Annotated in this window: 26 protein-coding genes and 2 pseudogenes; 6 read left to right on the top strand and 22 right to left on the bottom strand. The window is 64.8% G+C overall.

Annotated features, from left to right (window positions below; translation table 11 throughout):
- Positions 1 to 15 precede the first annotated feature (15 nt).
- Entirely contained in the window at positions 16 to 258 is a 243-nt protein-coding gene (locus EJ070_RS35150; protein WP_126095448.1) for a DUF680 domain-containing protein, read from the top strand.
- Positions 259 to 434: 176 nt separating this feature from the next.
- Here the strand turns inward: EJ070_RS35150 and EJ070_RS35145 are convergent, their stop codons facing one another.
- From EJ070_RS35145 to EJ070_RS35125, 5 genes and pseudogenes are all read right to left on the bottom strand, one after another.
- Complete coding sequence (locus EJ070_RS35145; RefSeq protein ID WP_126095447.1) at positions 435 to 944, bottom strand: histidine phosphatase family protein; 510 nt, start codon at positions 942 to 944, stop codon at positions 435 to 437.
- Positions 945 to 953: 9 nt separating this feature from the next.
- Entirely contained in the window at positions 954 to 1274 is a 321-nt protein-coding gene (locus EJ070_RS35140; protein WP_126095446.1) for a hypothetical protein, read from the bottom strand.
- Positions 1275 to 1288: 14 nt separating this feature from the next.
- On the bottom strand, positions 1289 to 1996 hold the full coding sequence (gene purN, locus EJ070_RS35135; protein WP_126095445.1) for a phosphoribosylglycinamide formyltransferase: 708 nt from the start codon (positions 1994 to 1996) through the stop codon (positions 1289 to 1291).
- The gene (gene purM / locus EJ070_RS35130; protein ID WP_126095444.1) at positions 1993 to 3072 is read right to left on the bottom strand and encodes a phosphoribosylformylglycinamidine cyclo-ligase; all 1080 of its coding nucleotides are present in this window, start codon (positions 3070 to 3072) and stop codon (positions 1993 to 1995) included. The genes purN and purM overlap by 4 nt, the downstream gene beginning before the upstream one ends.
- A 173-nt stretch (positions 3073 to 3245) precedes the next feature.
- Positions 3246 to 4387, bottom strand: a pseudogene (locus EJ070_RS35125) (IS4 family transposase).
- A gap of 325 nt (positions 4388 to 4712) precedes the next feature.
- Between EJ070_RS35125 and EJ070_RS35115 the strand changes: the two are divergent.
- The 3 genes from EJ070_RS35115 to hdaA are packed head-to-tail and all read left to right on the top strand — an operon-like array spanning position 4713 to position 7126.
- Complete coding sequence (locus EJ070_RS35115) at positions 4713 to 5270, top strand: CDP-alcohol phosphatidyltransferase family protein (RefSeq protein ID WP_126095443.1); 558 nt, start codon at positions 4713 to 4715, stop codon at positions 5268 to 5270.
- Complete coding sequence (locus tag EJ070_RS35110) at positions 5242 to 6420, top strand: AI-2E family transporter (protein WP_126095442.1); 1179 nt, start codon at positions 5242 to 5244, stop codon at positions 6418 to 6420. The genes EJ070_RS35115 and EJ070_RS35110 overlap by 29 nt, the downstream gene beginning before the upstream one ends.
- Before the next feature lies 1 nt (position 6421).
- Positions 6422 to 7126 carry a DnaA regulatory inactivator HdaA gene (gene hdaA / locus EJ070_RS35105; protein WP_126095441.1) on the top strand — a complete coding sequence of 235 codons (705 nt, stop codon included), beginning with the start codon at positions 6422 to 6424 and terminating at the stop codon, positions 7124 to 7126.
- A 172-nt stretch (positions 7127 to 7298) separates the two neighbouring features.
- Here hdaA and EJ070_RS35100 read toward each other — a convergent pair whose 3' ends face one another.
- Positions 7299 to 8216: a LysR family transcriptional regulator gene (locus EJ070_RS35100; RefSeq protein ID WP_126095440.1), complete on the bottom strand. Its 918-nt coding sequence runs from the start codon at positions 8214 to 8216 to the stop codon at positions 7299 to 7301.
- A gap of 79 nt (positions 8217 to 8295) precedes the next feature.
- Here EJ070_RS35100 and EJ070_RS35095 point away from each other — a divergent pair, with 79 nt between their 5' ends.
- Positions 8296 to 9126, top strand: a complete 831-nt coding sequence (locus EJ070_RS35095; protein ID WP_126095439.1) for a class I SAM-dependent methyltransferase — start codon at positions 8296 to 8298, stop codon at positions 9124 to 9126.
- 11 nt (positions 9127 to 9137) lie between these two features.
- On the top strand, positions 9138 to 9698 hold the full coding sequence (locus EJ070_RS35090; RefSeq protein ID WP_126095438.1) for a hypothetical protein: 561 nt from the start codon (positions 9138 to 9140) through the stop codon (positions 9696 to 9698).
- Here EJ070_RS35090 and EJ070_RS35085 read toward each other — a convergent pair.
- The 16 genes and pseudogenes from EJ070_RS35085 to EJ070_RS35010 all read right to left on the bottom strand — a co-directional run bounded on the left by EJ070_RS35085 (position 9664) and on the right by EJ070_RS35010 (position 25918).
- The gene (locus EJ070_RS35085; protein ID WP_126095437.1) at positions 9664 to 10749 is read right to left on the bottom strand and encodes a Gfo/Idh/MocA family oxidoreductase; all 1086 of its coding nucleotides are present in this window, start codon (positions 10747 to 10749) and stop codon (positions 9664 to 9666) included. The genes EJ070_RS35090 and EJ070_RS35085 overlap by 35 nt on opposite strands.
- 56 nt (positions 10750 to 10805) lie before the next feature.
- Positions 10806 to 11570, bottom strand: a complete 765-nt coding sequence (locus EJ070_RS35080; protein ID WP_126095436.1) for an ATP-binding cassette domain-containing protein — start codon at positions 11568 to 11570, stop codon at positions 10806 to 10808.
- A complete protein-coding gene (locus EJ070_RS35075; protein WP_126095435.1) occupies positions 11567 to 12571 on the bottom strand; it encodes an ABC transporter permease in 1005 nt (334 codons plus the stop codon). The genes EJ070_RS35080 and EJ070_RS35075 overlap by 4 nt, the downstream gene beginning before the upstream one ends.
- Complete coding sequence (locus EJ070_RS35070; RefSeq protein WP_126095434.1) at positions 12568 to 13554, bottom strand: substrate-binding domain-containing protein; 987 nt, start codon at positions 13552 to 13554, stop codon at positions 12568 to 12570. Before EJ070_RS35070 ends, EJ070_RS35075 begins: the two co-directional genes overlap by 4 nt.
- A 508-nt stretch (positions 13555 to 14062) precedes the next feature.
- Positions 14063 to 15144 (bottom strand): annotated as a pseudogene (ugpC, locus tag EJ070_RS35065) (sn-glycerol-3-phosphate ABC transporter ATP-binding protein UgpC).
- Positions 15145 to 15178: 34 nt separating this feature from the next.
- The gene (locus tag EJ070_RS35060) at positions 15179 to 16168 is read right to left on the bottom strand and encodes an ROK family protein (RefSeq protein ID WP_126095433.1); all 990 of its coding nucleotides are present in this window, start codon (positions 16166 to 16168) and stop codon (positions 15179 to 15181) included.
- Positions 16168 to 16890, bottom strand: a complete 723-nt coding sequence (locus tag EJ070_RS35055) for a ribulose-phosphate 3-epimerase (RefSeq protein ID WP_126095432.1) — start codon at positions 16888 to 16890, stop codon at positions 16168 to 16170. The genes EJ070_RS35060 and EJ070_RS35055 overlap by 1 nt, the downstream gene beginning before the upstream one ends.
- Positions 16887 to 17705, bottom strand: a complete 819-nt coding sequence (locus tag EJ070_RS35050; protein WP_126095431.1) for an alpha/beta fold hydrolase — start codon at positions 17703 to 17705, stop codon at positions 16887 to 16889. The genes EJ070_RS35055 and EJ070_RS35050 overlap by 4 nt, the downstream gene beginning before the upstream one ends.
- Positions 17705 to 18523: a sugar phosphate isomerase/epimerase gene (locus tag EJ070_RS35045; RefSeq protein ID WP_126095430.1), complete on the bottom strand. Its 819-nt coding sequence runs from the start codon at positions 18521 to 18523 to the stop codon at positions 17705 to 17707. Before EJ070_RS35045 ends, EJ070_RS35050 begins: the two co-directional genes overlap by 1 nt.
- Positions 18523 to 19599 (bottom strand): Gfo/Idh/MocA family oxidoreductase, encoded by a 1077-nt coding sequence (locus EJ070_RS35040; RefSeq protein ID WP_126095429.1) that lies wholly within the window; start codon positions 19597 to 19599, stop codon positions 18523 to 18525. The genes EJ070_RS35045 and EJ070_RS35040 overlap by 1 nt, the downstream gene beginning before the upstream one ends.
- Positions 19600 to 19603: 4 nt before the next feature.
- Positions 19604 to 20425 (bottom strand): sugar phosphate isomerase/epimerase, encoded by an 822-nt coding sequence (locus EJ070_RS35035; protein ID WP_126095428.1) that lies wholly within the window; start codon positions 20423 to 20425, stop codon positions 19604 to 19606.
- A gap of 63 nt (positions 20426 to 20488) precedes the next feature.
- A complete protein-coding gene (locus EJ070_RS35030) occupies positions 20489 to 21331 on the bottom strand; it encodes a carbohydrate ABC transporter permease (protein WP_126095427.1) in 843 nt (280 codons plus the stop codon).
- Between the two features lie 5 nt (positions 21332 to 21336).
- Positions 21337 to 22233 (bottom strand): sugar ABC transporter permease, encoded by an 897-nt coding sequence (locus tag EJ070_RS35025; protein WP_126095426.1) that lies wholly within the window; start codon positions 22231 to 22233, stop codon positions 21337 to 21339.
- Positions 22234 to 22372: 139 nt separating this feature from the next.
- A complete protein-coding gene (locus EJ070_RS35020) occupies positions 22373 to 23620 on the bottom strand; it encodes a sugar ABC transporter substrate-binding protein (RefSeq protein ID WP_126095425.1) in 1248 nt (415 codons plus the stop codon).
- Between the two features lie 111 nt (positions 23621 to 23731).
- Positions 23732 to 24877, bottom strand: coding sequence for an ABC transporter ATP-binding protein (locus EJ070_RS35015; RefSeq protein ID WP_126095424.1), 1146 nt, complete (start codon positions 24875 to 24877; stop codon positions 23732 to 23734).
- Positions 24878 to 24967: 90 nt separating this feature from the next.
- A complete protein-coding gene (locus EJ070_RS35010) occupies positions 24968 to 25918 on the bottom strand; it encodes a PfkB family carbohydrate kinase (protein ID WP_126095423.1) in 951 nt (316 codons plus the stop codon).

Below are 25918 nucleotides of genomic sequence, written 5' to 3'. Positions count from 1 at the left end.
ACAGGAACTTTTGAAATGACCAGGATCGCACTCACCACCGCCGCCTTGCTTCTCGCCATGGGCTCCGCCTTCGCGGGCAGCGACCACTACGGCGCCGACAGCGCCAACCAGCCGACTGCCGGCGTCGACCGCGGGCTCACCGCCTCGATCCGCAAGCATGAGGCAGCCAAGCCGGCCAATGTCGACACCTCGATGACGACCGGGCAGCCGCCATCTCAGGCCTGGCCTGATCCGGGCCAGGGCATCTGGGGCAATTGAAGCGGCCAATCTCCCCCCTTAAGGGGGAGATGTCGCCAAAGGCGACAGAGGGGGTCGCCGCGCGTGGAGCGCCGGCGCTTTCCGTGGCGAGAAACAAAGCTGGCGCTCTACGCGAGACGACCCCCTCTGGCCTGCCGGCCATCTCCCCCTCGAGGGGGGAGATACCGCCCGCAATCTTACCCCAAATCCTTAGGCCTGATGAAATCCGCCAGCCGGGCGCCACCAAATTCGAGGTTCGCCCAATCCTCGTCCACCGTGAGCCGAGCCAGCGCTGCCGTCGGGAATTTCGCCTCGATCTTTTTGAACACATCGCTGTCCGATCCTGCGCCGGCGAGCCGCAGCACGAAGTTCTGCAGGCCGGGGTTGTGGCCGATCACGATCAGGCTGGTCGCCTTGGCCTGGCGCACGCGCGCCAGGATGGCGGCCGGGGCCGCCTCGTAGAGCTCTTCCGCGAATTCCGCCGGCACCTGCTCCGGCAATTCGGCGGTGACCAGCCGCCAGGTGTCGCGGGTGCGCAGCGCCGGCGAGACCAGCGCCTGATCCGGCAGCCAGCCGCGACGGACAAGTTCTCGCCCCATCAGCGGCGCCGTCTTCAGCCCGCGCGGGGCGAGAGGGCGGTCGAAGTCGGCGAGCTTGGGATCGTCCCGGCTCGACTTGGCGTGGCGCAGCACGAGGAGCTGTCTCATCGGCATTGCTCAGGACCAGGGGATCTTAGCGTTGAAATCCTTGCCATACCTACCACCGTATCTCGTCCCCGTCGCGGCATCAAAAGCGGCTGTCAGCACGCCAAAGACGAAGAGGCCGACACGCTGCTCGCTACGGTCCCACTTGACGGCAATGTCAGCCTCGGCGATCGACCAGGCTCCTGATCGAATGTGGATTGCGCCGACAACCGGCCCAGCGGTTTCGCATAGGTAGAAATATGCGGTGGCGTTTTGCGGTCCGTCGCCGTCTTCGTATTCGAATACGCCAGCAAGATCGCCGTTTGTTCGGACCGCGCTGTCGAAGATAGCCACGGCTTCCAGGGTCTCTAAGGCGTGATCCGCGCCAGTTGCTCGAGGTCGGTTTCCTCGCGCAGCGGGTCCGGCGCCATCACCACCGAGGTGGCGTTGTCGGCGTCGTCGGCGAAATGGGCAAGCACGGTGTGGCCCTTTTCCATGCGCGCCTTGCCCTCGGCGACCAGCCCCAGCGCCAGCGGATAGAGCCGATGCTCGACCTTCAACACCCGCGCCGCGAGCGTGTCCTCGTTGTCGCCGACCATCACCGGCACCGCGGCCTGGGCGATGATCGGGCCGTCGTCCATTTCGGGCGTGACGAAATGCACCGAACAGCCATGGATGCGCACGCCGGCGCGCAATGCCCGCGCATGCGTGTCCAGCCCCTTGAACGCAGGCAAAAGGGCAGGGTGGATGTTGACCATGCGCCCCACCCATTTTTCCACGAGGCCACGGCCGAGAATGCGCATATAGCCGGCCAAAGCCACGATCTCGGCGCCGAAGCCGGTGAGCGCGGCATCGAGCGCGGCGTCATAGGCGTCCTTGCTTGGATGGTCGGCGCGCTGGATGACCTTGGTGGCGATACCGCGCGACTGGGCGATGCCGAGGCCGGCCGCGTTCGCGCGGTCGGAGATGACGCCGACGATCTCGGCCGGATAGGCCGGGTCGCTGGCGGCAGCGATCAGCGCCGTCATGTTGGAGCCGCGCCCCGAGATCAGGACGACCGTGCGCTTCCTGCTCATAGGCCGATCGAGCCCCGATAGATGACGCCGGCGTCGCGGCGCGGCACGATGCGGCCGATCGGCGTCACCGTCTCGCCCGTCTCCTGCAGCACTGCCGCGACCTGCGCCGCCTGGCCGGAAGCGACGGCCAGGATCATCCCGATGCCGCAGTTGAAGGTGCGCATCATCTCTTCCGGCGCGACGCCGCCGGTCCTGGCGAGCCACGAGAACACCGGCGGCACCTCGATCGCCTCGAGGTCGAGCTCGGCGGAAAAATCCTTGGGCAGCACGCGCGGAATGTTTTCCGGAAAGCCGCCACCGGTGATGTGGGCAAGCGCCTTAATGCCATGCGTGTTGCGGATCGCCTTCAGGATCGATTTGACATAGATGCGCGTCGGTTCGAGCAGCGCTTCGGCGAGGCTCAACTCGTCGTTGAACGGCGCCGGATCGCTCCAGGCAAGACCGCTCGCGGCAACGATGCGGCGCACCAGCGAGAAGCCGTTGGAGTGCAGGCCGGAGGAGGCAAGGCCGAGCAGCACGTCGCCCTCGACGATGTCGTCGGTCGGAAGCAATTGGCCGCGCTCGGCCGCGCCCACGGCAAAGCCGGCGAGGTCGTAATCCTTGTCGTGATACATGCCGGGCATCTCGGCGGTCTCGCCGCCGATCAGCGCGCAGCCGGCCAGCCGGCAGCCCTGCGCGATGCCGCCGACAATGGCCGCGCCCTGGTCGGGGTCGAGCTTGCCGGTGGCGAAATAGTCGAGGAAGAACAGCGGCTCGGCGCCCTGCACGACGATGTCGTTGACGCACATGGCGACGAGGTCGATGCCGATCGTGTCGTGCTTGCCGGAATCGATGGCGATCTTGAGCTTGGTGCCGACGCCGTCATTGGCGGCGACCAGAACCGGATCGCTGAAACCGGCGGCCTTGAGGTCGAAAAGCCCGCCGAAGCCGCCGATCTCGCCGTCGGCGCCCGGCCGGCGCGTCGCGCGCACCAGCGGCTTGATCTTCTCGACCATCAAATTGCCGGCATCGATATCGACGCCCGCCTCGGCATAGGTGAGCCCGTTGTTGCGCTTGCCCGTGTCGCGCTTGGTCATGTCTGGCTCGTCGCTGTTTCCATTGCGGGCTCATCGCATGAATGGTTTCGAGGAGCAAGGATGACGCGCGCGTAGGGAAATTTTGCCCCCGAAAAAGCGGAAATGTTGACGGGACAGCACCCCCCTCTGGCCTGCCGGGCATCTCCCCCTCGAGCACGGCTGTCCGGGGAAAGTCATGCATAGGAGAAGCTCATCTGGTTTGGGGAGGATCTGAGCTTGCGTTGACTTGGGTTGACGGGGGGCGGCTTGTCGATGGCGGCGATGTTTCGTCGCTCGAAGAGGCATCGGGCGACCAGATCGGTAAACCTGAGGATAGGCATGGCGATACGGCAGGCCCGGGCGGCGATGCGCAGCAGCGCATAGGCGATCATAGCGGCGAAGAGCTGCAGGCGGATGGCGTTGTCATTGGTGCCGAGGAACTTGCGGATCTTGAGGTGCTGCTTGATCCAGCGGAACAAGAGCTCGATCTGCCATCGGCCCTTGTAGAGGTTGGCGATCTCGACGGCGGGGCGCTGGAGATCGTTGGTCACAAGCGTGATGGTGTCGCCGTTCTGGCGCTGCACCGTGAGGCGTCGCAATGGGATGGGCAGCTTGCGGTGGCTCTTGCTGGCAAGGCTCACCTCGACGTCTTCGAGAACGGTGAAGCCGTCACCCTGCGCGCCCTTGATAGGGCGGCTGCCGAGCACCTTGAGCCCCATGTTGGATTTGGGGCGGGTGACGAAGAAGGCTTGGGCTGCGGCGATCGCCGTCCACCAGCCGTAATGGCAATAGCCCTTGTCGAACACATAGGTGGCGCCGGTCTCAAGGGTGATCGTGCGGCCGATCTCGGCGTCGTTGACATTGGCGTCGGTGATGTCGAGGACGCGCGGGCAGTCGCTGTCTGGATCGTAGACGACATGCAGCTTCATGCCGCGGATGCGGCCGTTCGACTTGGCCCAGCCACAGGCCTTGCCGAGCGGAATGGGCGTGGAATCGATCAGCCGCAGCATGGCCGCGCCTTCGCGGCGCATGTGCCGGTCGAGCTGGTTGGCAATGTGCTCGAAGGTCTCGGCAAACACGCCGACTGGGCGGCGCCGGTTGGCATCCGACAAGGTCGAGCGGCTCAGCCGGTCGCTGCCCAAGTGATAATGATGCTGGCAGTTGGCGTTCCAGCCAGCTTCAAGGCCGCGCAGGCTGTCAGCGCCGCTCAACTGCGCGTAGATCTGTGGAACGACTTGTCCTAGGCGTCCCCATCATGGCTATCCACAATCGTCTGGAAGCGGCGCCGATTGAGCGGTTCAACCAGCTTGCCAAGAATGCTAGGCCTAAAGCGCATGCCCCGTCCCTTTCTGAGTCTCGACAACCAGAAGGTAGACGGAACCCGTCTTACGGGGCATGCGCATGTGGCATTTCGATTCACCCCTATCTTTTCCCGGACAGCCCTGCCCTCAAGGGGGGAGATTGGATGTCACTTCCGCCTTCGCCAATCGCCGACGTTGCAGGAATGGATGCGGCGCCGAAATTGCTGATCTCCCCCCTTGAGGGGGAGATGCCCGGCAGGGCAGAGGGGGGTGCCTCGCGCAGACCTTTGTCGCTCCTCCCTTGCGTCCATCCCCCGTCTCCATCATCTATTTCCCAACAAAGCCACGATGGGACATCACGTGACCATACCCAACATGATCACGATCATGCGCCTCCTGCTGGTGCCCGCCGTGGTGCTGGCGATGCTCAGCGCGCGCTGGGACTGGGCTTTTGCCGGCTTCCTCGTCGCCGGCGTTTCCGATGGCGTCGACGGCTTCATCGCCCGCCGTTACAGGCAGTTCTCGCGCCTCGGCGCCTATCTCGATCCGATGGCCGACAAGCTTCTGCTGGTCTCGGTCTTCGTGGTCATGGGTTATGCCGGGGAACTGCCGCTGTGGCTGGTGGTGACCATGGTTTCTCGCGACGCGCTGATCGTCTGCGCGGTGCTTCTGTCCAGCGTGATGGCGCATCCCGTCGAGATGAAGCCGCTCTTCGTGTCCAAGGTGAACACCGCCGTGCAGATCGCGCTGGCGGCGCTGGTGCTGGGCGAGCTTGCCTTTTCCATCCATCTCGATCCGCTCCGGCCCGCGCTCATATTGCTGTCCGGGGTCTTGACCGTGGCTTCGGCCGCAGCCTATCTCGTGGCTTGGCTGAGGCATATGAGCGGTTATGGCGAAGGCTCCACGACGGGCGACTGACAGCGAAGCCGCGGACGTTGCGGCAGGAACAGCACTTCGCCGCCAGATTTTCTTCTGGCTGGGCACGGCCGTCTTTCTGGCGCTCTTCCTCTATGTGTTCAGCGGCATCCTGCTCCCCTTTGTCGCCGGCATGGCGCTTGCCTATTTCCTCGATCCGGTCGCCGATCGGCTGCAGCGGCTGGGTCTCTCCCGGTTGATGGCGACGGTGGTGATCCTCATCGCCTTCATCGTCGTCGTCGTGCTCGCCTTCGTCATCCTGGTGCCGGTGCTGGCGACGCAGATGGCCGATTTCGCCCGCAAGCTGCCGGAATATTTGACCCGCCTGCAGTCGCTGATCACCAGTTTCGATCCGAGATGGCTGGAGCAGCGCTTCGGCGTCAACGCCGGCAGCCTGCGCGACGGGCTGAACTCGCTGCTCACCTCCGGCTTCAGCCTTCTCACCACCGTCTTCACCTCGATCTGGAGCTCGGGCGTGGCGTTGGTCTCGGTGGTCAGCCTCTTCGTCGTGACCCCGGTCGTCGCCTTCTACATGCTGCTCGACTGGGACCGCATGGTGGCCGTGGTCGACGGCTGGGTGCCGCGCGATTATGTCGAGACGGTGCGCGCGCTCGCCCGCGACATCAACACCGCCACCGCCGGTTTCGTGCGCGGGCAGGGCACGCTCTGCCTGGTGCTCGGCGCCATGTATGCCACCGGCCTGACGTTCACCGGGCTGAACTTCGCCATCCTCATCGGCTTCTTCTCGGGGCTGATTTCCTTCATCCCTTATGTCGGCTCGCTGACCGGCCTGGTCCTTGCCGTGGGCGTCGCCTTCGTCCAGTTCTGGCCGAACTGGGAAATGGTGCTGTTGGTGGCCTGCGTGTTCTTCGTCGGTCAGTTCATCGAAGGCAACATCCTGCAGCCCAGGCTGGTCGGCAAAAGCGTCGGCCTGCATCCGGTGTGGCTGATGTTCGCACTGTTCGCCTTCGGCGCGCTGTTCGGCTTCGTCGGCCTGCTGATCGCGGTGCCGGCTTCAGCGGCGATCGCGGTGCTGGTGCGCTTCGCGATTTCCCGCTATCTCGAATCGCCCCTCTACAAGGGCCATGCCGCCGAGCCCGTGCCGCCGCTCCCCGCGGATCGCGGCGGCGGCCACCGTTCCCCGCGTGGCTGAGATGGCTGGTGAGCGCACCGATCCGCCACGCCAGCTGCCGCTCGACCTCGGCCACGGCACCGGCTATTCGCGCGACGAGCTCGTCGTCTCCGGCACGAACGCCGAGGCCGCGGCGCTCGTCGACCGATGGCCGGACTGGCCCTCGCCGGTGGTGGTGCTGGCCGGCCCCCCGGGTTCCGGCAAGACGCATCTTGCTCATATCTGGCAAACGCAAGCGCACGCCGTTGCCATCGATCCCGACAGGATCGGCGAGCACATCGGCGGGCTTGGCACCAGGCCCGCGCTCATCGACGACATCGACAAGGGCCCGATCGACGAACAGGGCTTGTTCCACCTGATCAACACGGTGCGCGGCGCCGGCTCCACGCTGCTTCTCACCGCGCGCCGCTTTCCTTCCGCCTGGCGCGTCGCGCTGCCCGACCTCATCTCGCGGCTGAAGGCGGCGGCGACGGTCGAGATCCACGAGCCGGACGACCTGCTGCTCGCCGGCGTCATCACAAAATTGTTCGCCGATCGCCAGATCGAGGTCGAGCCGCATGTCGTGCAATATCTGGTGCGGCGCATCGAGCGTTCGCTGGCGACCGCGATGCGGGTCGTGGAACGCCTTGACCGCGCCGCGCTCGAGCGCAAGACGCCGATCACCCGCGCGCTTGCCGCCGAAACCGTCAGCGCCATGGACGAAGGACAGGGCGAGTTCGATATATAGGGCTTCTTCCCTGTGTCTACCTTTGCGGCCAGACTCGAAGCCCCGAACAACGATGCCGGCATTTGGCGCGAGGTCGAGCAGGAAATCGAACGCCGCAACGCGTCCGGCTATGCCGAATCTTCCGGCACGACCTTTCTGCTCAGACCCGCTGGTTGCCGTTTTCGCGATCGTTTCAGCGCGGCCCCGGCGCCGCCCTGATATGATCGATGAACGCCCGCAGCTTGGGCAGGACCTGCCGTCGTTCGGGATAGTAGAGGAACGCCCCCGGTGTGGTGACGGCGAACGGCGTCAAGAGCGCTTGCAATCGGCCATCGGCGACCGGTGCGCTGGCGAGCGGGCCAGGCACCTGTGCAAGTCCCACACCCTGGATCGCCGCGCCGAGAAGCGTTGGGTAGTCGTGTGCGATGAGCGGCCCTGTGACGATGGCCTCGACCGTCCTGTTGCCGTCGGTAAAGCGCCAGGGGGCGACCGAGCCGTTCGAGCGCCGCATGCGCAGGCAGGCATGCCCGCGCAGGTCCTCGATGTGCTCCGGCCGCGACCGTTGGCGCAGATAGTCGGGGCTGCCGACGACCAACAGCGGGAACGGCGGCGTCAGCCGCACCGCCACCATGTCGGCGGCGATGAGCTCGCCGAGCCGGATGCCGGCATCGAATCCTTCGGCGGCGACATCGACGAGTTCCCCGCTTGCGACGATCTCCAGCTCGATTTCGGGATAGGCTTGGCAGAAGGATGCGATGAGCGGCTCCAGCAGGAGCGGCATCACCGCCGGCGGCACCGAGAGGCGCAGCAATCCGGTCGGGCGCTTGCCGAATTCATGCGCGACCTCGCTCGCGGCGACCAGCTCCTCGAAGGCAGGCCCTGCGCGCGACAGGAATCGCTCGCCGGCCTCCGTCAGGCCGACACTGCGCGTCGTGCGGAGGAAAAGCGCGGCGCCGATACGAGCCTCGAGTGCACGCACCGCCTGGCTGATCGCTGACGGCGTCACGCCGAGCTCGGCTGACGCCTTGCGGAAATTGCGGTGCTTGGCGACGCTCAGGAACGCCTCCACGCCGTCCAGTGCGCCATGCCTGACTGTGAAGTTCTGCTTCATAGCCTATCGACATTATCGCGGATAGTTGCCGGCCGATAGCCGTCCTATGTCTGTGGCGAGAAACTGGAAGGAATTGAAGATGGCAGATGACCTCGATCGCGTGCGCGATCACTACCGTGCGGCCGGTCTGGCCGAGCGTCTGAAGATGGCTCTGGCTGTCTTCGGGTCGGAGGAAGAGCGGCTGAAGCCCGAGCAACTGGCCACCCTCGACCAGTTCCACACGCGCGGGCTCGCTGCGACCGCCGAGCTTGCCAAATTGGCCGGCATTACGGCCGACATGTCGGTCCTCGACGTCGGGTCGGGGGTGGGCGGACCGGCCCGCTTTCTGGCCGCGGCCTACGGCTGCGAGGTGACGGGTGTCGACCTCAGCGAGCCCTTCGTCGAAGCCGCGAATTATCTGACCGCGCGGACGGGGCAGGCCGCAAAGGTGTCGTTCAAGACCGGCAGCGCGCTGGCGCTTCCCTTCGACGACGGCGGTTTCGACGTCGTTTTGCTGCAGCATGTGGCGATGAACATCGCCGACCGCCCGCTTCTTTATCGTGAAATAAGGCGCATGCTGAAGCCGGGCGGAAAATTCGCGGCCTTCGACGTCGTGCTGAACGGTGGCGATCCCCTCTATCCGGTTCCCTGGGCCAAGACCCCGGCGGAGAGCTTTCTGCTCACCGCCGCCGCGACCTGCGAGGCGATCGAGGCTGCCGGGTTCCGCATGCTTGTCCAGCAGGACGATACCGCGGACGCCAAGACCTGGTTCGCGGCGCTGCGGGCGTCCGGCCCGCCGCCTTCGCTGAACCTCGGCGTCGTCATGGGGCCGGGTTTCGCGGATTTTGCCGCCAATCTCGGACGCAATCTGATGGAAGGCCGGCTGGGTGTCCTGACGGCGGTGTTCGAAGCCGTTCCAGTCAAGAGCTAGAGGAGACAAAAATGTCGCCGGCGACGATCTTCAACATCCATCTCGTCCTGGGCTACGCGCCATGGCTGCTTTGCTTCGGCGCCTATATCTGGCCAAGGCTCAAGCTCATGGACCGCGTCGAGGCGCAGCGCGCCATCGCCACGCTGCACAGCTTTCGCTTCTTCGGGTTGGTCTTCCTGCTGCCGGGCGTCGTTGGTCCGAACCTGCCCGCAGGCTTCGCCGTCTTCGCCGCCTATGGCGATTTCGCGACCGGATTGCTGGCCATGCTGGCGCTGCTTGCCGCGAGGCGGCCTTCGATCTTCTGGCCGTCCGTCGTGGCCTTCAATCTGGTCGGGATAGTCGACCTTATCGGCGACTACTATCAGGGCACCGTGCTTCATCTGCCCGAGCAGGCCGGGCAGTTGGGCGCCACGTACGCGATCCCGATCCTCTATGTGCCCTTGCTGATGATCACGCATATCGCCGCCTTCTATCTGCTGGCGCGTCCTCAGCCCAAGGCCATGCCGGCGGCCCGCGATGATGAGGCAGGCGGCGGCCTCAGCTCCCGCCGCTCTCCTTCATCCGCTCGATGATCTCGGCCATCAGCGCGAGATCACGTCGCGAGTCCGCGAGGTCGGTCAATGGCTTCGTGCCCTCCATGATGTGGCGATAGAAAGTCTCGAGCTCGTTGGAGAAGGCGTCGCCGTAGAGCGGGCCGAACGCCTTCGTCACCGGGCCGAGCGGGCCGGCCTCCGTCACCTCGAGCCGTGTCGGCAGGCTGCGGATATAGGGCGTGTCGTAGATGATGCGCACCCGCCTGGTGTTGGAGCGCACCTCGATCATGGCGTCGAACAGGCCGAGATCGTCGACCACCGCGTCATAGAGGCAGGCGAAATGGCCGTAGTCGAAGGTCACGCTCGTGTTGGCGCCGCCATTGGTGCGGTGCGCCGCCACCACGCGCTTCGGCTCGCCGATCAGCCCGCGCATGGCCGAGATATGATGCGAGGAAAGCGCGGTGAGCCCGCGATAGGCGCGCACCAAGTCGGTCGACGCATTCTCGCCGACCACCTCGCGGATCAGTGCGTCGCGCTCCTTGGCGCCGCGCGCCAGAATCCCCGGGTCGATGTCCTGAGGGTAGAGGATGTTCTGGCTCTTTTTGAGGAAATGCCGGCCCTCCGAGATCAGGTCGAAGATGCGGACATGCGTGATGTCGCGATGCGCCGGCAGTTCCTGCCTTGCCGCCAGATAGGCCGGCGCGTAGCGGCGCATGTAGCCGACGAAGATCGTCTTGCCGTAGCCCTTGCTGAGCGTGAGCAGTTCGTCGATCTCGCGCACCGTCAGGCAGGCGGGCTTTTCCAGCAGGATGTGCTTGTCGGCTGCGATCGCGGCGCGAACGAAGCGGCTGTGCGTGTCGTCGGACGACAGCACGAAGACCGCGTCGATGTCGCGCGAACTGATCAGCGCTTCCGCGCTCTCATACGCCCTGGCGGTCGGATATTCCGATGTGATGAGCGACACCAGGCTTGGCGAAACGTCATGTACGCCGGCAATCACCCAGCGGTCGCGCTGGTCGGCCAGCACCGGCAGATGGATCGATTGCGCGACCTCTCCAAGACCCACAAGCCCGACACGGATCAGCGCCACGGCAAACTCCTTCTCAACGCGATTGTTTTCAAGTTCTCTGTCCAGGTGCGGCGGCGTCACGCCGCGCCGGTCACCAGCGCCACCAGCTCGTTGCCGCTGGTTTCGGACGCACGCACCGTCGCCACCATCCTGCCGGCGCGCATCACCCAGATCTGGTCGGAGAGCCGCCGCACCTGATCGAAATTATGGCTGATCAGGATGACGCTCACGCCTTGCTCGCGCAGCTTGCGGATCAGCGCCTCGACATTGGCCGTCTCCTGAACGCCGAGCGCTGCCGTCGGCTCGTCCATCACCACCAGCTTGGCGCCGGACCCGGCGGCGCGGCAGATCGAGATCGCCTGCCGCTGCCCGCCGGAAAGGCGCCGCACGCGCTGGCTCACCGATGGCACATTGATCGACAGCTTGGACAGCATGGCGCGCGCCTGGGCCTTCATCGCCTTGCGGTCGAGCAGCGCGAACGGCCCGATGCGGCGCACGATCTCGCGGTTGAGGAAGAGGTTCTGCGCCACCGTCAGTTCGTCGATCAGCGCCAGGTTCTGGTGCACGGTCTCGATGCCCGCCTTGCGCGCCTCGTCCGGATTGGAGAATGGATGCGGCCGTCCGTCGAAGTAGATCGTGCCGCCGTCCGGCTGATGCACACCGACCAGGCAGCGGATCAGCGTCGACTTGCCGGCGCCATTGTCGCCGATCACAGCGGTGACCTCGCCGCGTCTCGCCTCGAAACCGACGTCGGTGAAGGCGCGGATGCCGCCGAAATGCTTGCTCAGTCCCTGGCAGGCAAGGATCGCCTCGGAAGGCGCGATGTGATTGACCGTGCTCATTTCTGATACCGCATGATCAGCGCTGCCAGCACCACGATGACGCCCACGGCAAGCGGCTGGTAGAAGGCCGAGACGCTGAGCAGCGTCAGCCCGTTGACCAGCGCCGTCAGCATCAGCGCGCCGATCGCCGGCCCCAGGATGCTGGCGCGGCCGCCGAACAGGCTGACGCCGCCCAGCACCACGGCCGCCACCGAGTTCAACAAAAGGCTGGTGTTGATCTGTGGTTCGGCCGATCCGATGCGCGCCACCAGAAGGATCGCGGCGATGCCTGCGCAGAAGCCGGAGATCGTATAGGCGGCGATCTTCACCCTGCCGGTGCGGATGCCCAGCGCGGCAGCGCTTTCGGCCTGGCCGCCGGTTGCCAAGAGATGCACGCCGAAACGCGTGTGATAGAGCGCGATATGCGCGACGACGACCGCCGCGATCGCCACCCAGACCGGATAGCCGAACGGCCCGAAGGAGCCCGAGGCGAGCTTGAGCAGGAAGGTCGAGCCGACCATTGCCGGCTCGCCGCCGGAGATGATGAGGCCGAGGCCGGTGATGCCGGAAAGCGTGCCGAGCGTCACCACGAAATCGGGAATGCGTCCCGCGGTGATTAGCACACCGTTGAGCAGGCCGATCGCGCCGGTGGCGGCGACAGCGAGCATGCAGGCCGCGAAGACGCCCCAGCCGGCGGCGTGGACCAGGCCGAGGATGACGGCACCCAGCATGACGGCGGCTGCAAGCGACAGGTCGACGCCGGAGGTCGCGACGACGAAGGTCTGGCCGATCGACAGCACGACCAGGATCGCTGCCGCGAGCAGCAGCGCCTGCAGATTGGCGACGCTGAGGAAGACGGGTTGGGTGATGCCGAACAGGATGACGAGGCCGACCAGGCCGACGACGGACGCCCAGTCGGCCCAGAAGGAAGGATCGAGGAGGAGAGCCGCAAGGGAGGGACGGCTCTCCTCCGTGGCGCCCGCCCGTGGGACAGCGGGCGCGTTGTCTGTGGGAAGGCTCACTTCAGCATCTCGCGGAAGGGGTCGGGATAGTCACCGCCGGGCCGCGGGAAGTTCTTCAGCGAGGCTTCGGCGTTGTCATTGTTGATCAAGAGCACCGGTGCCGGCACGTTGGCGGGCAGCTCCTTGCCCATGGCGGCCGCCTTGCAGGCCTCGACGCCCATTGCGCCGACCACGTAAGGATACTGGGCGACGGTGGCCGAAAGCTCGCCCGCGGCAACCGACTTCAGGGCGTCGACGATGCCGTCGAGGCCGATCACCTTGACCTCCTTGCCGGAGGTCTGCACGGCGCGCTCGACGCCGAGCGCCATGATGTCGTTGGCGGCGAAGAAGCCGGCGAGGTCGGGATGCGCCTGCAAGATGTCGGTGGCCGCCGTCAGCGCCTTCTCGCGATCCCAGTCGGCGCTCACCATCACCGCCACCTCGAGCTTGCCTTCGACGGCCTGCTTGAAGCCCTTGATGCGGGCGTTGGAGCCGACGTCGCCGACGATACCGGCAATCAGCGCGACCTTCGAGCCCTTCGGCACCAGCTTCAGCATTTCCTCGCCGGCCAGCGCGCCGGCGGCGACATTGTCGGTGCCGATATAGGTGGAAACGGCGAAGCCGGCGGCCTTGGCCTGTTCGGGATCGATCGTGCTGTCGATGTTGACGATCGGCTTCTTCTTCTGGGCGACCGGCACCAGCGCCTGCACAAGATTGGAGACGCTGATCGGGTTGGTGAGGTAGCAGTCGAAATCCTGCATGGCGAGCGCGGTCAGCTTGTCGGCCTGGCCGGTCGCGTCGCCCATATTGGCGGCGGCTTGCACGGTCACGCCGACGCCGTCGGCCTTGGCCTGCTCCTCGATGCCCTTCTGCATGTACTGGAAGAAGGGATTGTCGAGACCCTTCACGATCGCCGCGACCTTTGCCTCCTCGGCCTGGGCCGATGCCGAGATAATGGTGGCAAGCAGGCCCGCGCCAAGCGTCAGGCCGTTGAAGATGCGCATGGATATTCCTCCTCCGAATTCTTGGTTGTCGCCTCGTTTTCTGCGGGCGGGAATGCCTGACGTGACACAAGCGACCCCGGCGCTCGTCCTGTCAAAGGTGATGACCGGATGCCGACCGCGACGTGCGCGGGCCGCGACCGCTGACTCGGGTTTTTCCATGTCAGGCATTGCTCCTCCCAGAGCGCTGGCCTATGCCTTGCCAGCATTTCCGCATGCTTCAGAAAAATTTGACATGCGTCAATAATTAAAATGGTGTGTTGTGCATTTTGATGTGCTGCGGTGCAGCGAGGGTCGTGTGATCCAGCGGTGAAGAAGGGGAGCTTGCGATCCTTCGCGCCCCTCTGTCCTGCCGGACATCTCCCCACGAGGGAGGAGATCGGATGTCACTCACGCTTTCCCCAATCGCCAACGTTGCAGGGAAGATGCAGCGGCCGGAAGCTGCCAATCTCCCCCCAAGTGAGGGAGATGTCCGGCAGGACAGCGCTATCCCGCCGGCGTCTCTTCGATTTCAAGCCAACGGCATTAATGCCGGCCCTTCAGGCCGGAACAAATGGCAGGTCGCTGCTGCAATATCGAGCGCGATGGGTGTGTGCAGCGGCGTTGCGTCGCCGCCTTCGGCCTGCACTACCAGCGAGACGTCGGAGGCGACCTCGACATGGAAAATGGTCAGGCTGCCGAGTCGCTCCGCGAGCGCGGCCTGCCCCTTGAACGGCCCGTCGGACGCCACCTTGAGATGCTCAGGCCGCATGCCAAGCAGCAGCTCGTCGCCGGCCTTGGTGCCCCCTGCCTCGACCGGCACGGTAAGCGTCCTGCCGCCGGGCAGGCCGACGCCCACGCCGTCGGCCCCGGTCGATGCGACCTTCACCTTGATCAGGTTCATCTTCGGCGAGCCGATGAAGCCGGCGACGAAAGTGTTGGCCGGCCGGTTGTAGAGGTCGAGCGGCGAGCCGACCTGCTCGATCGTGCCGCCGTTCAGCACCACGATCTTATCGGCCATGGTCATGGCTTCGATCTGGTCATGCGTGACATAGATCATCGTCGCCTGGAGCTGCTCATGCAGCCGCATCAACTCCAGCCGCATGCTGACGCGCAGCGCTGCGTCTAGATTGGACAGCGGCTCGTCGAACAGAAACACTTTCGGGTTGCGCACGATGGCGCGGCCGATGGCGACGCGTTGGCGCTGGCCGCCCGACAATGCCTTCGGCCGGCGGTCGAGCAGATGCGCAACAGCACGTCGGCCGCTTCCTTCACCTTGCGCTGGCGCTCCGCCACCGGCACGCTGGCGATCTTCAGCGCGAAGCCCATGTTCTCGGCTACGCTCATATGCGGATAGAGCGCGTAGGACTGGAACACCATCGCAAGTCCACGCTCCGACGGGTCGATGTCGTTGGCGCGCCCGCCGTCGATGGTGAGGTCTCCGGCTGTGATCTTCTCCAACCCCGCGATCATGCGCAACAAGGTCGACTTGCCGCAGCCGGACGGGCCGACGAAGACGACGAATTCGCGATCCGCGACGTCGAGATCGATGCCCTTGATGATCTCCGCCGATCCGTAGGATTTGCGCACGCCGCGCAGCTTGAGCTCAGCCATGGCTTGCCTCCCTGGCGCCGGCTTTTCCGCCGGCCTACGTCTCCTCATTCTGCACCATCGCCAGCGCCGTACCGGGCTCGCCCTCCCACAGGATCAGGCTGGCCGCGCCGACCAGCCCGGCGCGGTCGCCGAGCTCGGCCGGCACGATCGGCACGTCGCGATATGCCTGCATGGCGCGCTCCTCGACCGTCGCCCTGATTCCCGGCGCCAGAAGATCGAAGCCGTTGGCGAGCCCGCCGCCCATGACGATCACCTCGGGCGAATAGAGATGCAGCAGGTTGGTGAAGCCTATGCCGAGCCACTTCGCCTCCGCCTCGACCAATTGGCGGGCGCCGGCATCGCCGGCACGCGCGGCCTCGACGACATGGCGGGCGGAAACGTCGCCATCCTTCGAAAGACGCCGGAGCAGCGAGCCGTCGCCCGGCGAGGTGAGCCGCGTCGCCCGGCGCCCGAGCGCGGTGCCGGAGGCGACCGCCTCGAAGCAGCCGACGGCACCGCAGAAGCAGCGGTCGCCTTCGCCGGTGATCGTCATGTGGCCGATCTCGGCCGCGAGCCCACGTCTGCCGTGATAGATGTGACCGTCGGCGATTACGCCGCCGCCGATGCCGGTCGACACGGTGACGAAGACCATCGATGCGGCGCCCCGGCCGGCGCCGAAACGCCATTCGCCCAGCGCCGCCGCGTTGGCGTCGTTCTCCAGCCGCACCGGCAGGCCGAACTGACGGCTCAAGATGTCGATCATGGGCACGTTATGCCAGCCGGCGAGCGTCGGCGGCCCGATGACGATACCCGCCTTGGGGTCGAGTGGGCCGGGCGCGCAAGCACCGATGCCAATGACCCTTGCCTGCGGATGCTCTTTGAGGAGCCTGCCCGCTAGCGCGATGATCTGGCCGATCACCGCTTCCGAACCCGCGCCCGCCAATGTTGCTTCCGAGACGCGTGCGACGACATCGCCGCTGCGCTTGACCAGCGCGCCGCGCAGCTCCGTGCCGCCGAGATCGAAGGCAAGCGCGAGCGTGCTCATCAGGCGGCGGCCTTCAGTCCGTGCAGCCAGGCCATGCGCTGCGCGAGGTCGGGATCGCCGAAGGCGAGCGAACCCAGCACCACCGTGTCGGCGCCTGCGGCGCGCAGCAGCGGCACCGTCTCATGGCGGATGCCGCCATCGGCTGCGAGGATGATTTCGGCCTCGCGGCCGGCTTGTCTGATCAGGGCGCGCGCCTCGATCAGTCGTGGGCAGGCCTGCTCGGACAGGCTCTGCCCCTTGACGCCGATCGAGGTGCCGAGAAGCGTCACGAAGGCCACCTCGGAAAGGAAGGGCACGATGGCGGAGACCGGCGTCTCCAGCCGCAGCACCACGCCCGCCTCGGCGCCGAGCTCATGCGCCAGCTTGACGGCGCGCAAGCCAGCCTCGCCGTTTTCGGCGTGGATGGTCACGAGGTCGGCGCCGGCTTCGATGAACTGGCGCGTCTGCGCTTCGACGATTTCGGCCTCGACCATCAGGTGCACATGGATCGGCTTGGCCGTCAGCTTCGCGATGCGCGCCACCATGTCGGGAAAGAACAGGAAGCCCGGGGTGAAGCGGGCATCCGCCACGTCGATGTGATGCAGATCGGCATGGGCTTCGATCCGCTTCAGATCGCGCTCCATATTGGCGAGATCCGCCGACCACAGCGAGAATTCGCCGATGAGCCGGTGGCGGGGCAGGGCGGCGATGGCGGCGGGGCCGGAGAGGGGTTTGGCGGTCATGAGAAAATGCGACTCCGGACTTTCGAATGGGATTGCAGGAAGGTCGAGATCTGAGTGTGCAGGTCGCTGAAGTGCCTGGCGCTGTCGCGCGCTTTCGGCGTGATTTCGGCGAGGATTGCGGTTGGCATCGCGGCCGCAAGCGTATAGGCCGCCGACAACGGGTGGACGGCATCGATTTCGTTGCCGATGACCAGTGCTGGAATGTCGAGCGCCGCAGCGTCGCGTTCGGCAACGCCCGGTCCGTCGGTGGCGATATTGGCAAGCACTTGCGCGAATGCCTTGGCGTCGGACCTGTCGAAATAGCCGAGCAGCGAGGAAAGATTGTTGGGCGCCTCGCGATAGAGCCGCGTGGCGGTCTCGGATCGCGCGAAGATCGTCCGCCCCGTGTCGGTCCCGTGTTCGAGGATGAGCCCGGCGACCTCGGCTATCGGCTGCATGTTTTGCGGCGCGGCGGAAAACGTCCATGCCGGACGCACCAGGACGAGGCCGGCGACGCGCCGCGGATGGCGGCAGGCGAGATGAAGCGCGATCCCCGCGCCCATCGAGACGCCGCCGGCGACGAAGCGGTCGAGGCCGGCCTGGTCGGCGGCGGCAAGAACATCGTCGGCGAACATTTCGAACGAGAATGGCCGCCGCTCGCCGAGTCCGGAGCCGCCATGGCCGCGGCATTCCAGCGTGATGCGGCGGAAGCCGGAGGGAAAAGTCTGCGCGACCTGCGCCTCGCCGCCGCCCAGCCCGTGCTGGAAGACGACTGGCAGGCCTTTGCCCGTGTCGGTCATACGCAGCGTGGCACCGTCGCGCAGCAGCGTGCCCATCACACCAGCCCCTTGAGAAAACGCGCTACGCCGGGCGCCTCCTCGGCCGAAAGCCCATGCGTCACCAGCGGTCCGTCGAAGCCTGTGGCCTTCAGCCGTGCGACGAAGTCGATGAAGTCGACGACGCCCTGTCCGGCCGTGGCGAAGCGGCCGTCGGCGAAACGATCCTTCGCGTGCGCCAGAGAGACATGACCCGCCGTGCGTTCGACCGCTTCGGTGACGATCGCACGCGCTTGTTCGGCATTGGCCCGCTCGAACAGGTTTGCCGGATCGAGCACGATGCGCAGGCGCCTGGAGCCCATCTCGGCGATCAGCCGCATCGCGTCGGCCGCGGAGGTGACGACGTTGGCCTGCTCCGGCTCGATGCCGAGATCGACGCCGTGGCGCTCGGCAAGGTGAAGCGCCTTTTCCATTTTGCGCGCCATGTCGGCCCAGGCCGACGGGTCAACATTGTCGGGGTGATGCGCCCACTGGTCTTCTGCATTGCGCGTCCCGGTGCAGAGCGTGACAAGTGGGATCGATAGCTTGGCGGCCGTCTCGATGACGACGGCCAGCTGCCGCAGTCCGTCGTTGCGAACCCTGCTGTCGGGATGCGCCATGTTGTAGGTGCCCGACAGCGCGACGAGGCCGACGCCGGAAGCCCTGGCGGCGGCATCGATTATGCGGATCGCTTCGTCCGGAACCGCGTCCGGCATCGACGGCAGGCCGGCGCAGGCAAGGTTGAACTGGGTGACCGCGAAGCCGGCATCGCGCACGGCGGCGAGCACGCCGTTCGGTTCGCTGCCTGCAAACGTCTTGGCGAACACGCCGACCTGCATCACACCGCTCCCGTCACGCCGGCGAGTTCCACGCGCTCACCGCTTTCGACCGAGCGGGCGATCGCCACCATGGCGCGGATCGAGGCGAGCCCGTCTTCGACATTGGCGCCGCGCTGCGGCGCGCCGTCGAGCACCGTGTCGGCGAGGCCTTCCAACTGGCGGCGGAAGAAGTGGCCGTCGGCGCCGAGCGGCTTGCGCGAGGTGGCGTCCTCCTCGTGGAAGATGTCGACCTCGCTGGCGCGGAAGTACCAGGGATTGAAGGTTTTCGCGATCACCGAGCCGTTCTCGCCGTAGAGCTGGAAGCCTTCGTGCCAGTCCATGCGTACCGCGACGGTGAGGTCGAGATGGCCGAGCGCGCCATTGGCGAATTCGGTCTCGACAAACCAGCAATAGGCGCCGAAGCGCTCGTTGAGGCGCGCGCGAACAGCAAGGATCTCGCCGCAGAGGAAGCGCGCCGTATCGACAAGATGCGAGCCATGCGCCAGCATGAAATACTGCCTCAAGTCCGCCTTTGGATTCCCGGATGGCTTCCTCGCCAGCTTACTGGTGACGGGCAGCGGCTGCACGGCATCGGTGTTGGTGTAGCGATGGGTGGAATCGCAATACCAGGCTTTCAGCGCCAGGATCTCGCCCATCTCGTCGCGGACGAAATCCCGCGCCGCTTCCAGCGCCGGGTCGAAGCGCTTCATGTGCCCGACCTGCAGCACCTTGCCCGAGCGCTTGACCGCCCCGGCGAGCTTCTCGCCTTCCTCGACGGAGACGCCGATCGGCTTTTCGCACAGCACATGCTTGCCAGCTTCCAGCGCCTTGATCGACATCGGCACGTGATAGGCGTCCGAGGTGGCGACGATCACAGCTTCCAGCTCGGGGTCGGCGAGCATCTCGTCATAGTCGCCATATATTTTTTGCGGTTCGTAGGTGGCGCCCATGCGCGCCAAGAGATCGGGCGCCGCATCGCAGATCGCGTAGAGGTCGGCATTGCTCGCCTTCACGCAGGATTCCAGATGCGCGAACTGCGCGATCGGCCCGCAGCCGAGCACACCGACACGAAGGCGACGGTCTTTCTTGTGGATCATCGTCTCAAGCTCCGTAGCCGCTCATCGTCTGGCGGTTGGTCTTCACCGCTATGGCCGGGTCGGCTGCTGCCGTCTCGGACTCCTCTTCCAGCACCAGCCAGCCGTTGAAGTTGGGTGCGGCGCTGGCAATCTCGATCACCTTCGCCGTGTCGCAGACACCCTTGCCGAGCATCGCCCAGGTGCCGGCCGCATCGACGTCCTTCAGATGCACGTAACGGATGCGGTCGCGATAGGTGGTGAGCGTGTCGGCCATGTCCTGACGGCCGCGCAAAATGTGTCCGGTGTCCGGCACCCAGCCGACGAGCGAGGCGTCGATCAGCCCGAAGATGCGGTCGTAATCGGCGCGGTCGAAGAGCAGCGTGTTGTGGTGCGAGCTCGGATGCACTGCGACCTGGACGCCGGCCTTGCGTCCGATCTCGCCGGCCTTGTTGTAGACTTCCGCCGCGATGGCGAACTTGTCATTGCGCGGGCCGTCGGACACGACCGTCGCCGAGCCCATCGACACCAGCGCGCCGGGGAAGGCGGCGGCAAAGTCGATCCAGCGCTTGGCGGTCTCGAGGTCGGCGCCGATCTTGTCCTTCAGCGTGAAGCCGCTCTTCGATCCAAAGGCAAAGGACACGAGCGTCAGGCCGGCCGACTTCAACGCGGCGGCGAATTGCGACGGCCGGTCCGCGTAGCGGCCGATCATCGTGTCGGTGATCTCGATGCCGGCATAGCCGCCGCCGGCGATTGCCTTGACGAGGTCGTCGGGGCCGCCGGTGAACCGGTCTCCCAGCATTTCCCAGGTGAAGGTCTGGCAGCCGACTTTGAGGTCTTTCACGTTCATCCTTTCAATCCTTGATACCGCCCATTCCCTGATGTCGCTCTGCGTCTCCGTGGGATGGACATCCTACTTGACCGAGCCCGCTGTCATGCCGGCGAGGAAGAACCTCTGGGCAACGAGGTAGATGAGCAGGAGCGGTAGCGAGCCGAGCACGCTCATCGCCATCATCTGGTTCCATTCGAAGGCGTGCTGCCCCATTAACAGCTGGATGCCGATCGGCACGGTGCGCATGGAGGTTGACTTCGTCAGCGTCAGCGCAAAGAGAAATTCGTTCCAGCACAACAGGAAAGTGTAGACCGACGTCGCCACGATACCAGGCAGTGAGATCGGCACGATCACCCGCCAGAGCGCCGTCCAACTGGTGCCGCCGTCGACAGCCACCGCTTCATCGAGATCGCGTGGCAAGGTGTTCAGATATCCCGTCATCAGCAGGATCGCGTAGGGCAGCGTGAACACCAGGTAAGTCAGGATCAGCGCGACGTAGGTGTCGAAGATGCCGTAGGAGACGACAAGTCCGAAGAAGGGGATCAGAAGCGTGATCGGCGGAATCGTCTGTGTGCTGATGATGAGTGTGTTCAGGCTGCCCTTGCCGCGGAAGCTGAAGCGGCTGAACCCATAGGCCGCCAGCAACGCGATCAGCACCGTCAGCACGGTCACCGCTCCGGCCACGAAGTAGCTGTTGAAGAAGAAGCGCAGCTTTACCGGATCGCCAAGGATGGCTGCATACGCCTCCAGCGTGAAGGCCTTCGGCAGGATGGTTGGCGGCAGGGCAAAGATTTCGGTATTCGATTTGAACGAGCTGCTCAGCATCCAGTAAATCGGGAAGGCCGCAAAAAAGAGCCCCGCTGCAAGCGCTGCATGGAGCGCGACGGTGATCAGCCTGTCTTTCGGCGTGTGCCTTTTCCTCATGGTGACTACCGAGCCTTTTGATAACGGATGTAGAACAGCGTAAGGCCGAGCGAGATCAACAAGATGACCACGGCGCTCGCCGACGCCTGCGACAGGTTGTAGCTCGAAAACGCCAGCTTGTAGGTGTAGGTGCTCAGCACCTCGGTCGAGTAGATCGGGCCGCCGCCCGTCGTTATCCAGATCAACGGGAAGACCTGCATGGTCCAGATGAAGTCGAGCAGCGAGATGCTGATGATGATCGGCATCAGCTGCGGGATGGTGATGAAGATCAGCTTCTGGTAGGCCTTCGCCCCGTCGATATCGGCGGCCTCGTAGAAATCCTTGGGAATGCCCTGCAGGCCTGCGAGCAGGCTGACCATGAAAAGCGGGTAGCCCGCCCAGATATTGGCGAAGGTGACGGCGTGCAGCGCGGTCTCGGGCGAGGAGAACCACTCGACCTTGGAACCGATGATGCCCATCTGCATGAGAATGCTGTTCACGACACCGTTCGGCTCAAGCAGCAGGCGCCAGATCACCGCGATGATCACCGCGGTGAACAGCCAGGGCAGTATGTAGAGCACGCGCAGGATATTGCGCAGCCTCGGATTGATGCGGTCGCTGTTCAGCATGAGCGCGAAGACCATGCCGATGGTCATGTGGAAAACGACACTCATGCATGTGAAGTAGAGCGTGTGCCACAGCGAGGCCCAGAACACCGGGTCGTCGAAGATCGCCTGGTAGTGTTTCAGTCCGGCAAAGGATGGGTCACGACGCAGCACCGCGCTGTTCTGGAAGGAATAGCCTATCACGGTCACCATCGGCAGGAGCATCAGAAGGCCGATAATGAGCAGCGAGGGCGACAAATAGAGGTACGGTGCGATCGCTCGTTTCAGCTTGTGGTGGGAGCGCTTTTGCCGGGTCATATGCCAACCTTGGGATACGCCTTCAAAAGAAGGTGAGCTTCGGAAACAGGGCCATCTCAAATTGCCGATCCGTTGTTGCCGGGTGGCCTGCCCGAAGTCAGGCCACCCGGTCGAAGATAGCAAACGGGGAACAGGCCGATCAGAATTTCGCCAGCCAGCCTTTCTGGGCGGCAGCGGCCGCCTGTTCCGGAGATTGCTCGCCGGTGAGCATCTTCTGGGCCTCTACGTCGAACTGGGTCATCAGGTCTTCGGCCACCGGCAGCCCCGTGAACTCGTTGGCGAGATAACCGGTCTTGAAGATTTCGAAAGCCTTGCTGAATGCCTTGTCCGAGGTCACGAAATCGGGCTTGGCGTTGACGTTGCCCGGGAAGGCGTTTGCAAGCGACACGAGCTTGGCGTTCACCTTCTCGCTCATCAGATATTGGACGAGTTTCCAGGCCTCTTCCTGATGTTTCGAGCCCGCGGAGATGCCGATACCCCACGAGGCATAGGGAAGGCCGCGCTTGCCGTTGTAGTTCTCCACGACCGGGACCGGGATGAGGTCGAAGTTCAGCTTCGGATTGCGTTTGCGGATGAGGTTCACATGCGCGAGCGAGTCGATCATCATCCCGACCCGGTCGTTGACGAACTCCTCGACCTTTTCTTGTTCGGTCTTGGTGGCGATGCCGGGCGAGATGGTGCCCGCGTCGTTGAGCGATTTGACGAAGGTGAGCATATCCACCACCGGCTTGCCCTCGAGGGCGGGCTTGCCGTCAGCCATCATGGATTGACCCGATGCCCAGACCCACGACATCATGTCGTTCTGGACACCGGACGGCGTTTGCAGCGACAGCGGCAGCACCCAGCCATACTGGTTCTTGTCGGCATGGGTCATCTTCTTGGCGGCTTCGAGGAACTCAGCGCGGGTCGACGGCAGCTTGGTGACGCCCGCCTGGGCGGCGAGGTCCAAATTCACGAAGACCGGATAGACGAACGAAGCCACGGGAAACATCACCGCCTTGCCGTCCACCTTGATGATGTCCGCGACTTGGGCTTTGTCGAACTTGCTCGCATCCATCATCGGGTTCATGTCGGCCAGCGCATTCTGCGCGTTCAGGTTGTTCACCCAAGCGCCGTCGAGACCGACCACGTCGCTAAGCGTTCCGGTTGCAGCGCCAACCGAGATCTGGTCTCGCGTGGTCGCGTACGGGCCGCTGACCAGCGTCACCTTGATGCCGGGGTTCGCAGCCTCGAAATCATCCATGATTTTCCGCAAGGACCCTGCGGGCAGCTCTGGCTCCCACCACTGGGTGAATTCCAGCGTCGTGTCCGCCATGGCGCCGGTTGCGCCAAGCAACCATGCGGCCGCGGCTATTTTCAGCATCGCGGGTCGTATCCGAAACGTCATTTTCTCCTCCTTATTTAGGATCGGCCGCACAATGCGGACGATCGTCTGGTTTATTCAGAAGCCTTCATTCGCAGGCGCCTCGCTCTCGCCTGCGGGCTTTGCCGCAGATCTTCAGATCGCCAGATGCGTCTCGGGATCGAAGAAATGCAGCTTGGTATCATCCAGGGCCAACCGGATTTCCGAGCCGGCGCGGACTGCGCTGACCGGTTCGAATTTCGCCACCGCATTCGACGCCAGGCCGAAATCCTGCACCGCGTCCGGGTCGCCGGAATCCACCCGGACCGCGTCGATGTTCAGATGGACGATATGTTCGGATCCGAGTTCTTCGATCGAGGTCACCTTTGCCGGTATCGTCTGATACTTGCGGCCGGATTCCAGGCTGCTGTCATAGAGATCCTCCGGTCGGATCCCGAACACGACCTTGCGCCCCGTATACGACCTCAAGCCCGGCCTGCGCACGAAGGCTGCATCCTGCAGCCGGATGGCTAAGGTGCCGGACGTCAGCTCGTCGCCTGTCAGGATCGCCTCGAAAAGGTTCATCGAAGGAGACCCGATGAAGCCGGCAACGAAGGCGTTCACCGGCGATTCATAGAGCCTCTTGGGTGTGTCGACCTGCTGCAGCACGCCACCCTTCAACACCGCGACCCTGTCGCCCATCGTCATCGCTTCGGTCTGGTCGTGGGTCACGTATATGGTCGTGACGCCGAGCTGCTTTTGCAGGCTGGTGATTTCGGCGCGCATCTGCACGCGCAGTTTCGCGTCCAGATTGGAAAGGGGCTCGTCCATCAGAAAGGCGGCCGGCTCGCGCACCATGGCGCGGCCCATGGCCACCCGTTGACGCTGTCCGCCTGAAAGGTTCGCGGGTTTGCTGTCCAGCAGAGACGTCAGCTGAAGGGTTTTGGCGATCTCGTCCACGCGCTTCTTGCGCTCGGCCTTCGGCTTGCCTGCCAGCCGCATCGAAAAGGCGATGTTTTCGAACACCGTCATATGCGGATAGAGCGCGTAGCTCTGGAAGACCATCGCGATGTCGCGGTCCTTGGGCGGCATGTCGACGACGTCGGTACCGCCGATCCGAAGGCTGCCGCTGGTGATGTCCTCCAGTCCCGCGATCATTCGCAACGCGGTGGATTTGCCGCAGCCGGACGGCCCGACGAGAATCAAGAACTCACCGTCCTCGACCGACAGGTTCAATTGGTCGATCGCGTGAAAATTGTTCCCGTAGGTCTTGCAGATATTCTCAAGAATGACTTCTGCCATCTTCCTCCCTCCGCAAGTCTAAGCCACTGATTTTTATAGCTATCCTCGGCTTGTGTTCACTTGTGGAATATTTCCTCGGATAGTTTCAGGCTATGTGCCAGTATCGAGCTGCGCATATTTCAGTTCGACTGCTGACGGAGCGCCCGTCGCAGCCAGGAGTTCCGTGACCTGGTCGTCGGTCGGAAGCGCCTCGCGCCCGCCACGCCCCGTTATCGAAAAGGCCGCCGCCGCGGCCGCGAATGCGACCCGGCCTGCAGTGTCGGTCCCGCGCGTCAATGCATAGGCATAGGCGCCATGAAAGCAGTCACCGGCGCCGGTCGAGTCGACGACGGCAACCCGGTGCGGAGGCAGGTGCCAGAGCCCTGTCTCGTCGCGTCCGCGATAGTAGACGCCCCTGCCGCCATCGGTCAGAACCACGGCGGACCGAGACGGCAGCCACAATGCATCGAGCATCTCGGCGGGCGATCGGCAGCCCGTGGCAGTCCGCGCGAAGCCGAGGGGGAGAATGAGATGGTCGCAGAGCGCGATCAGCCTCTCGGTGGCTGGCCCGTCGCTCCATTCGACATCGCCAAGGATCGCAAGGCCGAGATCGCGGGCCCGAGCCACGACATCCAACGACCGGATCGCGTAACTATCGACGATCAGGACGGTGGCGCGGCCGAGGACCTCGTCCGGAAAGTCCGGCGCGGTGCCCAGCATCGCGTCGTCGTCATACGCGATGAACCGCTCCCCATCCGAGCCGACGGTGATCCGCGAGCGCACCGGGCGTGCGTGCGGGTGGCGCGGCGCGAATGCGGTCTCAACGCCGCTCGCAACGAGATCGCACAGCACGGCGTCGTCCGCGGCACTGCCCAACCATCCGACGAACCCGGCCGTTCCGCCGAGCCGCGCGACGGCGGCAAGGGCCGTCGCGACATTTCCCCCGAAAGCCCGGGCGCTTTGCAGAACCTTCCCCTTGCCCGCCGACAACGGCTGATCGACATAGACGATGTCGTCGATCGCGATAGCGCCGAAGCCGAGGATTGAGGGGACGGTGGGCAT

This window comes from Mesorhizobium sp. M1E.F.Ca.ET.045.02.1.1 (assembly GCF_003952485.1).
Taxonomy (GTDB): Bacteria; Pseudomonadota; Alphaproteobacteria; order Rhizobiales; family Rhizobiaceae; genus Mesorhizobium.
The sequence above is the reverse complement of the archived record's forward strand: the minus strand, read 5'-3'. Positions and strand labels throughout refer to the sequence as shown.

What these genes read in the sequence shown, in the direction of transcription:
- EJ070_RS35015 (WP_126095424.1), bottom strand. Translation starts at nt 24,877, where the DNA reads ATGGCAGAAGTCATTCTTGAGAATATCTGCAAGACCTACGGGAACAAT.
- EJ070_RS35150 (WP_126095448.1), top strand. Translation starts at nt 16, where the DNA reads ATGACCAGGATCGCACTCACCACCGCCGCCTTGCTTCTCGCCATGGGC.
- EJ070_RS35030 (WP_126095427.1), bottom strand. Translation starts at nt 21,331, where the DNA reads ATGAGGAAAAGGCACACGCCGAAAGACAGGCTGATCACCGTCGCGCTC.
- purM (WP_126095444.1), bottom strand. Translation starts at nt 3,072, where the DNA reads ATGACCAAGCGCGACACGGGCAAGCGCAACAACGGGCTCACCTATGCC.
- EJ070_RS35060 (WP_126095433.1), bottom strand. Translation starts at nt 16,168, where the DNA reads ATGAGCACGCTCGCGCTTGCCTTCGATCTCGGCGGCACGGAGCTGCGC.
- EJ070_RS35145 (WP_126095447.1), bottom strand. Translation starts at nt 944, where the DNA reads ATGAGACAGCTCCTCGTGCTGCGCCACGCCAAGTCGAGCCGGGACGAT.
- EJ070_RS35080 (WP_126095436.1), bottom strand. Translation starts at nt 11,570, where the DNA reads ATGAGCACGGTCAATCACATCGCGCCTTCCGAGGCGATCCTTGCCTGC.
- hdaA (WP_126095441.1), top strand. Translation starts at nt 6,422, where the DNA reads ATGGCTGGTGAGCGCACCGATCCGCCACGCCAGCTGCCGCTCGACCTC.
- EJ070_RS35100 (WP_126095440.1), bottom strand. Translation starts at nt 8,216, where the DNA reads ATGAAGCAGAACTTCACAGTCAGGCATGGCGCACTGGACGGCGTGGAG.
- EJ070_RS35045 (WP_126095430.1), bottom strand. Translation starts at nt 18,523, where the DNA reads ATGCAGGTCGGCGTGTTCGCCAAGACGTTTGCAGGCAGCGAACCGAAC.
- EJ070_RS35020 (WP_126095425.1), bottom strand. Translation starts at nt 23,620, where the DNA reads ATGACGTTTCGGATACGACCCGCGATGCTGAAAATAGCCGCGGCCGCA.
- EJ070_RS35050 (WP_126095431.1), bottom strand. Translation starts at nt 17,705, where the DNA reads ATGGGCACGCTGCTGCGCGACGGTGCCACGCTGCGTATGACCGACACG.
- EJ070_RS35040 (WP_126095429.1), bottom strand. Translation starts at nt 19,599, where the DNA reads ATGATCCACAAGAAAGACCGTCGCCTTCGTGTCGGTGTGCTCGGCTGC.
- EJ070_RS35070 (WP_126095434.1), bottom strand. Translation starts at nt 13,554, where the DNA reads ATGCGCATCTTCAACGGCCTGACGCTTGGCGCGGGCCTGCTTGCCACC.
- EJ070_RS35055 (WP_126095432.1), bottom strand. Translation starts at nt 16,890, where the DNA reads ATGACCGCCAAACCCCTCTCCGGCCCCGCCGCCATCGCCGCCCTGCCC.
- purN (WP_126095445.1), bottom strand. Translation starts at nt 1,996, where the DNA reads ATGAGCAGGAAGCGCACGGTCGTCCTGATCTCGGGGCGCGGCTCCAAC.
- EJ070_RS35025 (WP_126095426.1), bottom strand. Translation starts at nt 22,233, where the DNA reads ATGACCCGGCAAAAGCGCTCCCACCACAAGCTGAAACGAGCGATCGCA.
- EJ070_RS35095 (WP_126095439.1), top strand. Translation starts at nt 8,296, where the DNA reads ATGGCAGATGACCTCGATCGCGTGCGCGATCACTACCGTGCGGCCGGT.
- EJ070_RS35035 (WP_126095428.1), bottom strand. Translation starts at nt 20,425, where the DNA reads ATGAACGTGAAAGACCTCAAAGTCGGCTGCCAGACCTTCACCTGGGAA.
- EJ070_RS35090 (WP_126095438.1), top strand. Translation starts at nt 9,138, where the DNA reads ATGTCGCCGGCGACGATCTTCAACATCCATCTCGTCCTGGGCTACGCG.
- EJ070_RS35110 (WP_126095442.1), top strand. Translation starts at nt 5,242, where the DNA reads ATGGCGAAGGCTCCACGACGGGCGACTGACAGCGAAGCCGCGGACGTT.
- EJ070_RS35010 (WP_126095423.1), bottom strand. Translation starts at nt 25,918, where the DNA reads ATGCCCACCGTCCCCTCAATCCTCGGCTTCGGCGCTATCGCGATCGAC.